The organism is Dietzia massiliensis (assembly GCF_018390595.1).
Lineage (GTDB): Bacteria > Actinomycetota > Actinomycetes > Mycobacteriales > Mycobacteriaceae > Dietzia > Dietzia massiliensis.
The window spans coordinates 1-333 of the sequence record NZ_JAHBAV010000350.1; the positions used below are offsets into that span (position 1 = coordinate 1).

Annotated in this window: 1 protein-coding gene; it reads right to left on the reverse strand. The window is 73.3% G+C overall.

The window, feature by feature from the left end; all coding sequences use genetic code 11:
- Nucleotides 1-333, reverse strand: a 333-nt coding sequence (locus KHA85_RS17530; protein WP_498039918.1) for an IclR family transcriptional regulator, incomplete at both ends; no start/stop codon positions are given.

Sequence of the window (333 nt, forward strand, 5' to 3'; positions counted from 1 at the left end):
TTCGTCGTCGGTGTCCCAGGCCGCCATCGCCACCCCGAAGGGCGGTGCGTAGGGGATGCGGTCGCCCGGTATGCCCGACGGCTGGGTGGCGGGTTCGCCCTCAAAGGCGGTGACCACCAGGGAGTCTCCGAACTTCTCGACCACCGAACAGGCGTAGCCGACTTCACCGGACAGGCGCAGCGCGGCCGAGCGCGCCGCGTGGGCCAGCGGGCGGGCGGTGTCCGTGCGGGCGGCCACCACGGCGAGCGCCGGCCCCAGCGCGAATGTCTTCGCGATCGGATCGCGGCTGGCCCAGCCGCGGTCGCACAAGGGCTTGAGGATGGCGTGCGCCGT